Origin of the sequence: Segatella copri (assembly GCF_002224675.1) — a bacterium.
Lineage (GTDB): Bacteria > Bacteroidota > Bacteroidia > Bacteroidales > Bacteroidaceae > Prevotella > Prevotella copri_U.
In genome coordinates this window covers 38,752-46,695 of sequence record NZ_NMPZ01000029.1, presented here as the reverse complement: position 1 = coordinate 46,695, position 7,944 = coordinate 38,752, and the positions used below count along the sequence as shown (strand labels likewise).

Genomic DNA, 7,944 nt, shown 5'->3' with positions numbered 1-7,944 from the left:
TTGAGCCGAGGAGCGGAAAAGAAAGTGGCAAAGAAACCGTCTTGCCCTTATCTGCGATGCTTGCAAAAAAACAAAGGACAGCCCCCAATCAAAAGGACTGTCCTATTTTTATAAAACCTTATTACTATGGAGTAAACAAGAGCAGATACTCCATTTTTCTTCTTCGCTCGATGGAAGGCACTGTCTTTCCGTTCCACCTTTTGAAGTCCACATAATCACGATAGATGTTTCTGTTGCCACTTCGCATCTTGGCATACATCCGGCTTTTCATCACCTTTCCACACCCCACATTGTAGGCAAGTGCAGCCAATAGCAGCGAGTCACGACCGAAACCACGAAACATGGCGCAGAGCTTTCTGAGGTCAGAGCGCAGCAAGGCATCGGCTTGCCGTTCCGTCATTTTTGGAGAAAACCGTTCGCCAGGCAACAGCTTGTGCCCATATCCGACATAAGGATGATGCTTCGGTCCATGCAGACCCTCGTACTTCTTGATGCAGGCGACAGCCAACTCAAAACGTGACACATGACAAACTCGCTTTATCGCCCCTTGCGTCTGGGCAGACAAGCTGCCCGACACAAGAAGCAAGGCTAACAATATCATCAACCTCATACGCTACCGAGTTTGTTGGCACTTCTCGCAAACTCTTCCTCCTCGTCAGTATCGTTGAAACTGAACTCCATTTCGTATGACTTGCCGAAGTTGTCCTCCACCACCACGGTCAGCGTCTGTGTCTCCGTGCTTGCCGAGGTATAGTAAAGACGGAACTTCTCGTTCTCCAACAGATAGCGGTCGTTTGGCTGGAACACCGTTCCGTTCTCCATTCTCAGCGAACCTTTTCCGTCATGCTGAAAATAGCGGATAGTATAGATGGTGCCGTCAAACTTTCCCTCCGCCTTCAACTCGCAGCGGATTTCAACGGTCTGTCCACGCACAATGTCCTTTGGCACAGGCATCGTCTCCACCTTGAACGGATACGACTGCTGAATGTCCAGCTCATCGCTGCACGATGAAAGGAGTACCGACACGGCACACACGAAAAGGAATGCCAACATGCTCACTGATTTCTTGATTTTATTGTTCTTCTTCATTGTCTTGATGTTTTTGAATGATTGTTACTTTCTTGTCTTATGGGTCATCAGATACTCGTTCAAGTCCTTGTAGCCAGTGTATAGGTGCGAATGGTCAATGACCTTATCGCCATATCGCTTTTGCAGTTCGACACAGGCATTCTCGCCAGCTTCGTCATTGTCCAAATGACAGTACACTTGTGCATAGCCATCTAAAAGATGATGCACCTTTTGCATATTAGCCACCGAGTTGAGGATAATATGATCCTCACCACGACCTATGCCGAGAATTACGGCAGAGAGGTAATCCATAAAACCCTCGTACAGATGGCAGACATTGCTGTTCCTGCCAATGAGAGTGATGTCCTTTGGCGACACGCAACCTTTGAAGAAGCGGTTGCGTATCTCGTAGCCGCCGCTGTTGTTCTTAAAACCGACAGCAAAGAACTGTTTGCCATTGTATCGGTATTCCACCTGACAGCAGAAACGGCTCGCCACGTCAGCCGATATGCCACGCTCACGCAAGTATTGCCGAAGTGCAGGATGGCTCAATGGCTTTTCCACAATATCACTAAAGGGATTGCCTTTCGCCTTCACAGCCTTTTCCGCTATTCTTTGATGATGCGGAAACGATGTCGGGAAACTGCCACCAAGCGTTTCAGATATGAACTTGGCTTGTGCCACAAACTCATTGCTGTTGATGAACTCCCCTGCGAGGTTGAAGATGTCACCACCTCTGGCGACGCCATAGTCATACCAGACATTCTTGTCCGTTGATACCCGAAGCGAAGGATTGCGGTCATTGCGGTATGGCGCATGATACCAAAGTCCCGAAGCCTTGTGTTTGACAGGCTCAATGCAGAGAATATAGAGAAAGTCCACAATAGGCACTTGTTTGATTTCATTGATGTCCATAGGCTCACTGTTTTAGTTGATGATGAACTTCATGCCGATGCCAAACTGCGTGTGGAAATGTCCCGTGCTGTTGCCCCAAACAAGCCTTTCCTTAACGGAAGCGGTCAAAGCTATAGCATCCGACAGGTATATTTCCGTTTCCAATGCCACGGCACCACCATAGATAAGTGCTCCCTTGTTCTGCAAGGTCGCTCCGTCCAAGGTACTGGATGCCGAAACGCTTGCTGCCGATATGCTTCACCTTGCGCTTGTAAAAAGTCAAAACGCCCTACGACTTCTTACCTGTCAACTTGTTGGGTAGCTTGTAGGGTTACTTGTTGGGTGCTTGTAGGGTACTTGTTGGGGCAAGGCACAAAGAAAAGTGAGCTGTGGGGTAGCTATATGACAACTATGGGGTAACTGTGGGGTAATTTTGATGCCTATGTATCAGGAAACGCTAAACAATTTCTTCGTTTGAGTCCCAAAATAGAAAGAAACGCTAAACAATACCTTACCAGAAGAAAAAAGTGGGCATTGTTTTGCGTTTCTTGCCATTTAGGGAGCCGTTGGACGAATTATTTAGCGTTTATTTCTACTTTTGATGGTTGTTGGTGCTTTTATTTAGCATTTCTCGCTACTTTTAACCTCTGTTGGAGGTATCGACGCACGTTTCTTGTCATTTTGGGATTCAACTAAGGTCTTGTTTTGCGTTTCTTTCTACATTCAAATGCTAACGGAGATATTGATGCAAGTTTCTTACCCCAATCAGAACTAACAAGAGCAAGAAACGGCGTTTCTTACAGCATTTGCAATTCCAGTTCTACAATAAACGTGCGCCAATGGTATAACAACCGTTAAAAAGTAGGTTTTATTTCGCAATTTCATCCGATTTTTATTCATTTGTTCCCATTTTAGCGATTATTTTTGTATATTCGCATTCGCAATCGGGAAACCGACAACGCAAAAATCTAAATGTCGAACTTAATTCCAATGATTATGAAGGAAATAAATGACATCAGTTTGCCACGCATGAATAATGGTGCGCATTTCACGTTCGTAAGTAACATTCTTGCACGTGTTGAGTCAGACAGTGCTGTAAAGAGCAAGGCTGCTGACCAAGTAAGTAATTTCAAGACTGCCGTCTCAACAGAGGACGAAGTTCTGAAAGTTTCGCAGAAGAGTCTTTTGACCGATGACATCGCCAAGGCAGACAACGACCGTGACGCACTCTATGCTGGCTACAAGAAAGCCGTTGAAGCATTCCTTGCTATGCCTATCGCAGACATGGCACAGGCTGCAAAGGTTCTCGCACAGCACATCAAGGACTACAAGATTAACACCGCCGACCAACTCGACAAGGAGACCGGTCTTTTGGTGAACTTTATCACAGACCTTGAGAACAAATATTCTGCACAGGTTGCCAAGTTGGGCTTGACAGCATTTGTTACCAACATGAAGGAAGCCAACGAGCGTGTAAGAACACTTACTTTGCAACGTACTAACGAGAAGATGGGCGTATCTGTCGGAGCTTTGAAGACTGCTCGCACAGCAAGTGATAACGCTTACCGTGCATTGGTGAAGATGGTGAACGCTCTTGCCCTCGTCTATGGCGAAAAGGATTATACGGCTTTCATTGACTATGTGAACACCGAAATTACTCATTACAAGCGTGAGGTACTTGGTCAGAAGTCTTCCGCTCCTTCTACTTCGGGTAGTTCTTCTGCGGATTCTGGCAGCAGTACCCCAAGTGGAAGTTCATCGTCAGACTCAGGTTCATCAAGTGGTAGTTCTTCATCAGGTGGAAGCTCGTCTTCTGATGGGGATAATGACTATGTCGGGCTATAGTAGTATAGCAAAATATAAACAGCTCCAATCTTTCCAAAATCTACAAGCTGGAAAGATTGGGCTTTTCGTAAAATTCAATGGTAAGACCATCAAGGAGTGGAGTCGCATCCTCACTTCTTCTGATGATGAAACTTTAATTAGCGAATTGCAATTGTTGTTGGGAAACAAGTAGTTCTACACGTTTTTTACCTTCCTCGAAAACCTCTGGTGTTATTTCGGAAGTAAAACATGAGCGTTGTAGATTATAGCAAGCTACGGCAGTTGTAAACAATCCGCCAAATGGATCCCAAACCACATCGTTTTTATCAGATGACATTTCAATAATGAATCCATACGCTTCTTATCTTTTGTTTACTTTCTTGTATTTTTGATTACTTGCCGTAGGATTATCTGGATTAGTCATCTGCAAATACCCTGCTGCAACAAGGGATGTGATGTATTTGGCTATATTTTTTGTATGATAGACAACACCGGCTCTTTCCAAAATTTCCCTACTTGTTCTTGGCACGCTACAGAAGTTTACTATATCCTTCTGTTTATTCGTCAATGGCACTCTTTTAGTGTCATGGTTAGTGTCATGGTAACTATGTATAGTGTCATGGTCTTCGACAAAAGTGTCATGGTCGGTGGCTAAGTCAGTGTCAGAGTGTCTAAGTCGAATGTCAGAGTCTTGGACTTGGTTACTTTTTCCTCGACTTCGTTACTTTTTTGTTCGACTTGGTTACCGACTTGGTTACTTTTCCCCTCGACTTGGTTACTTTTTTTCTCGACTTCGTTACTTTCTTCTCTCCAAACCGTGATGACAAATTCCTGCGCCTTGTCATTATTCATAAATGTGACATTGATGTCTTCGTCCAGAGCACGAGTGATGCCGCTACCTACACCAGTGTATGGCAAGCACCTTTTCGGGGATAATCTGATGCTCTTTCAACACATCCGTCAGAGCCTCCGTAACGGCTGACGGCGTGTAGAATGCCGTAAGGACGGACTGTTTCAGACTGTCCATCAACTGTTTGTACTCGCTTTCATTCTTGCTGTTTTCACGGATAAGTCTATGCAGCTCCACCGTTGGAGCAAACAATTCAAGGTCTGACTTTGCCCAATGGACGGCATCCGCCAGTTCCCTGGCAGGGTTCAGGATGCACTTCAATCCACCGAATCCGCAATAACGCTCCAGAAGGAGACGCTCACGGGCGGTCGGCGTGCGCTGTTCCCTGTCAAGGATGAATGCCGTCTCTATCGCCTTGATGTTGTCGTTCAGCCGTTGTTTTCTATTGTACGCCATTTGACTCAATGAAAAGGGCTACGGCTCCAGTCAACTCTGTATAGAGCTGGTCGTAGTCCGGTGACTGGGCAAAATCGTCATCGGTGAGGTCGTAAATGGAATACACGTTGTCAACCAAAGGCAGGAGGTACTTGACAAACGCTTTCTGATCTTCTACTGCTACCTCCAGGGGAAACTCACTGTCAACAACATCGTACAGGATGCTGTACTTGGAAAAGCGGAGACCTTTCAGCAATGCTGACATGGCAAGTTCTTGTGCCGCATCGGCAAAGAGGGCATCACGCCGTGCCTGCTCATATACTTCTGCGGCATGGTCTGCACGTTCGCGGATAAAGTCCGCATCGCTGGCTTGTGGAAAACGGTTCTCTCTGAGGTGGTTCAAGAGGTACAGTCCGTAATAGGACAGTTCTATCTGTGCCTGTTTCTTTCTGTTCATCTGTCTGTTGAATGGATTAAGTGGTGAATAATGAACCGTGGATGGCGGTTGGTGTTTGTGTGAAAGCAAGAAAAAGGCACTCGGTATCCCTCCGAGTGCCGCCACTTAATCCACAGTAAATAAAAGCATCCTGAATAAAGACACCATTTATGAACCATGTTTCGGTGGCAAAGGTACAAACTATTTCTTGTATCTCTTCACATTTCCTCGCTTTTCTGCTGTTTTGCGCTCTACAAAGACGAATTTCGTGTTGAAATTCTCGTCAAAGGCTATGGCTGCGGAGAATGATTTGCCTTGCTTGCTGGTGAAACCATTGAGCGTTCTGGTCTTGCCCTTGGTGAGCAAGTCGGTGATGTCGGCATCAGTGAGCAACTTTCCTGCTACCTGCTTGAACACTGGCATACCGCACTCCTTGTTGCTGCATCTTACTACCTTTCCGAAGAACTGCATGGTACCTTGCTTGCATTTAGGACACTGGCAGCCGGAATCCTTGTGGCTGAAAAGTCTGTCACAACCTAACAATTCCGCAGTGATTTCACGGGTATAGCCTTCGATACTATGGGTGAACCCGTCTGCACTTGCTTCACCTCGTTCAATCTTGGCAAGTTCCGCCTCCCATTTGCCCGTCATCTCCACATTGGCAATCGCCATGTTCTTCACCACGGAATGCAGGGCGAGTCCTTTTTCCGTCGGCACAAGTTTCTTCTGCTGGCGCACCATATACTCTCGTTTGAGCAGGGTTTCGATGATGGCGGCACGTGTAGCTGGTGTGCCAATACCGCTGTCCTTCATTGCCTGGCGCATCGTATCATCTTCTATCTCTTTGCCTGCGGTCTCCATTGCTGCAAGCAATGTGGATTCCGTATGCAATGGCTTTGGTTTGGTCTTACCCTCCGTGATGGTGCAGCCAGAAAGAGTGATATGCTGTCCTTCTTGCCAGTTGGGAATGACTTGCTCTTTGACCTCATTGTCGGTTGCGTCTGCATCCTTGTCCTGCCTGTTGTTCTTTTCCTTGAGCGACAACGCTCGCCAGCCAGTCTGTCGGATGATGGAGCCACTGATGCCAAACTCAACTTCATGATCCACTTGCGCCGATACTGATGTGATGTCCTTGATGCAGTCTGCCGAGAACGCTTCAATCATCCGGCACAATATCATGTCATAAACGATCTGCTCGTCCTTGAAAAGACCAATGGCTGCATTTTCTGTGATGAGCAGGGCATGGTGGTCGGTCACTTTGGCTGCATTCACGCTGTTCTTGCTGTAGTCCTCACTGCCAGGCAAGAGTTTCACTTTCTCTCCATATTCCGAATGATTCTCCAGATTCTTAAAGAGTTTGGGGAGGGTGGCAAATACATCATCCGAAATATAGCGGCTTGATGTTCTTGGATAGGTGATGAACTTTGCCTCGTAGAGTTTCTGGGCGATGGAGAGTGTATGCTCTGCCGTGAAGCCATGCTGGGAGTTGGCTTCTTTCTGCAAGGTGGTAAGGTCGTAAAGGAGCGGTGCCTTCTCCACCTTTCGCTTGGTTGCGACCTTTGTGATGATGGCAGAACCGATATCTTTCACCTTATTATATATATCGGTTGCGGTGCCTTTGTCTGCCCATCGGTTGGCAGATGTGAACTTCAGTATATTGCCACTGTCTGCATCAACAACACCGAAGTGTACCTGCCAGAACGGTTTCGACTCGAAACGCTTGTGTTCCCAATAGCGTTCGCACACCATGCCAAGGGTCGGAGTCTGCACACGACCTACGGAATAGGTGCCACGTCCTGCGGCTATCGTCAGGGCTTGTGTGCCGTTGATGCCGACGAGCCAGTCTGCCTCACTTCGTGCCTTGGCTGCATGATAGAGATTGTCATACCCCTTGCCATCCCTGAGGTTCAGAAGTCCCTCACGGATGGCGGTGTCCGTAAGCGAACTGATCCAGAGACGGTCGAAAGGTTTCCTGCAACCGAGATACGCATAGAGGTATCGGAAAATCAACTCTCCCTCACGTCCGGCATCGGTTGCTACGATAATGCGCTCACTGCTGTCAAACAGCTTGCCGATAATTTTAATCTGGGCAAGCACACCTGCATCTGGTTTGTAGCCGTTCTCTGTCTTGACTTGTCGGGGAACAAGAACGAACGGGTCGGGAATCACAGGCAGATTCTCTGCATGGAATCCCTTCATGCCGTAGGTTTCCGGCATGGCAGGCTGCACTAAATGTCCGAAAGCCCATGTCACATAATAGCCATTGCCCTGCATATAGCCTTCCTCACGCTTGTCAGCTCCTACAATGTGGGCGATTTCCTTGGCTACGCTTGGTTTCTCTGCGATGATTGTCTTCATTGTCTGTTGTTTTTGTGACATCCGCAACCGTGGGATAGACGGTCGCAGATGTCGGTTGTTATGATGGATGATTAACTCT

At 47.1% G+C, this 7,944-nt stretch carries 10 protein-coding genes and 1 pseudogene; 1 reads left to right on the top strand and 10 read right to left on the bottom strand.

The features are described from left to right. Nucleotides 1-124: 124 nt before the first annotated feature. The 4 genes from CFT61_RS14120 to CFT61_RS14105 are packed head-to-tail and all read right to left on the bottom strand — an operon-like array spanning nucleotide 125 to nucleotide 2,184. Nucleotides 125-610 (bottom strand): lysozyme, encoded by a 486-nt coding sequence (locus CFT61_RS14120; RefSeq protein WP_089545039.1) that lies wholly within the window; start codon nucleotides 608-610, stop codon nucleotides 125-127. Further along, nucleotides 607-1,098 (bottom strand): DUF3872 domain-containing protein, encoded by a 492-nt coding sequence (locus CFT61_RS14115; protein WP_437176831.1) that lies wholly within the window; start codon nucleotides 1,096-1,098, stop codon nucleotides 607-609. The genes CFT61_RS14120 and CFT61_RS14115 overlap by 4 nt, the downstream gene beginning before the upstream one ends. A gap of 15 nt (nucleotides 1,099-1,113) precedes the next feature. Further along, on the bottom strand, nucleotides 1,114-1,983 hold the full coding sequence (locus CFT61_RS14110) for a toprim domain-containing protein (RefSeq protein ID WP_089545037.1): 870 nt from the start codon (nucleotides 1,981-1,983) through the stop codon (nucleotides 1,114-1,116). A 12-nt stretch (nucleotides 1,984-1,995) separates the two neighbouring features. Beyond that, on the bottom strand, nucleotides 1,996-2,184 hold the full coding sequence (locus CFT61_RS14105) for a conjugal transfer protein TraO (protein ID WP_373175123.1): 189 nt from the start codon (nucleotides 2,182-2,184) through the stop codon (nucleotides 1,996-1,998). 774 nt (nucleotides 2,185-2,958) lie between these two features. Between CFT61_RS14105 and CFT61_RS14100 the strand changes: the two genes are divergently transcribed. Next, the gene (locus CFT61_RS14100) at nucleotides 2,959-3,807 is read left to right on the top strand and encodes a DUF6261 family protein (protein WP_176425622.1); all 849 of its coding nucleotides are present in this window, start codon (nucleotides 2,959-2,961) and stop codon (nucleotides 3,805-3,807) included. 133 nt (nucleotides 3,808-3,940) lie between these two features. On the opposite strand, the gene CFT61_RS17475 is transcribed toward CFT61_RS14100, so the two are convergent. From CFT61_RS17475 to CFT61_RS14075, 6 genes and pseudogenes are all read right to left on the bottom strand, one after another. Beyond that, nucleotides 3,941-4,123: a DNA methyltransferase gene (locus tag CFT61_RS17475; protein WP_089545035.1), complete on the bottom strand. Its 183-nt coding sequence runs from the start codon at nucleotides 4,121-4,123 to the stop codon at nucleotides 3,941-3,943. Between the two features lie 24 nt (nucleotides 4,124-4,147). Continuing rightward, the gene (locus CFT61_RS17470; protein ID WP_367379346.1) at nucleotides 4,148-4,315 is read right to left on the bottom strand and encodes a Fic family protein; all 168 of its coding nucleotides are present in this window, start codon (nucleotides 4,313-4,315) and stop codon (nucleotides 4,148-4,150) included. Between the two features lie 122 nt (nucleotides 4,316-4,437). Beyond that, a complete protein-coding gene (locus tag CFT61_RS17060; RefSeq protein ID WP_176425616.1) occupies nucleotides 4,438-4,638 on the bottom strand; it encodes a hypothetical protein in 201 nt (66 codons plus the stop codon). Then, a pseudogene (locus CFT61_RS14085) lies at nucleotides 4,624-5,092 on the bottom strand (N-6 DNA methylase); the annotation flags it as partial. The gene CFT61_RS17060 and the pseudogene CFT61_RS14085, both read right to left, overlap by 15 nt. Then, nucleotides 5,079-5,528 (bottom strand): DUF1896 family protein, encoded by a 450-nt coding sequence (locus tag CFT61_RS14080; protein WP_089545034.1) that lies wholly within the window; start codon nucleotides 5,526-5,528, stop codon nucleotides 5,079-5,081. The pseudogene CFT61_RS14085 and the gene CFT61_RS14080, both read right to left, overlap by 14 nt. 180 nt (nucleotides 5,529-5,708) lie before the next feature. Next, on the bottom strand, nucleotides 5,709-7,865 hold the full coding sequence (locus CFT61_RS14075; RefSeq protein WP_089545033.1) for a type IA DNA topoisomerase: 2,157 nt from the start codon (nucleotides 7,863-7,865) through the stop codon (nucleotides 5,709-5,711). Nucleotides 7,866-7,944 lie beyond the last annotated feature (79 nt).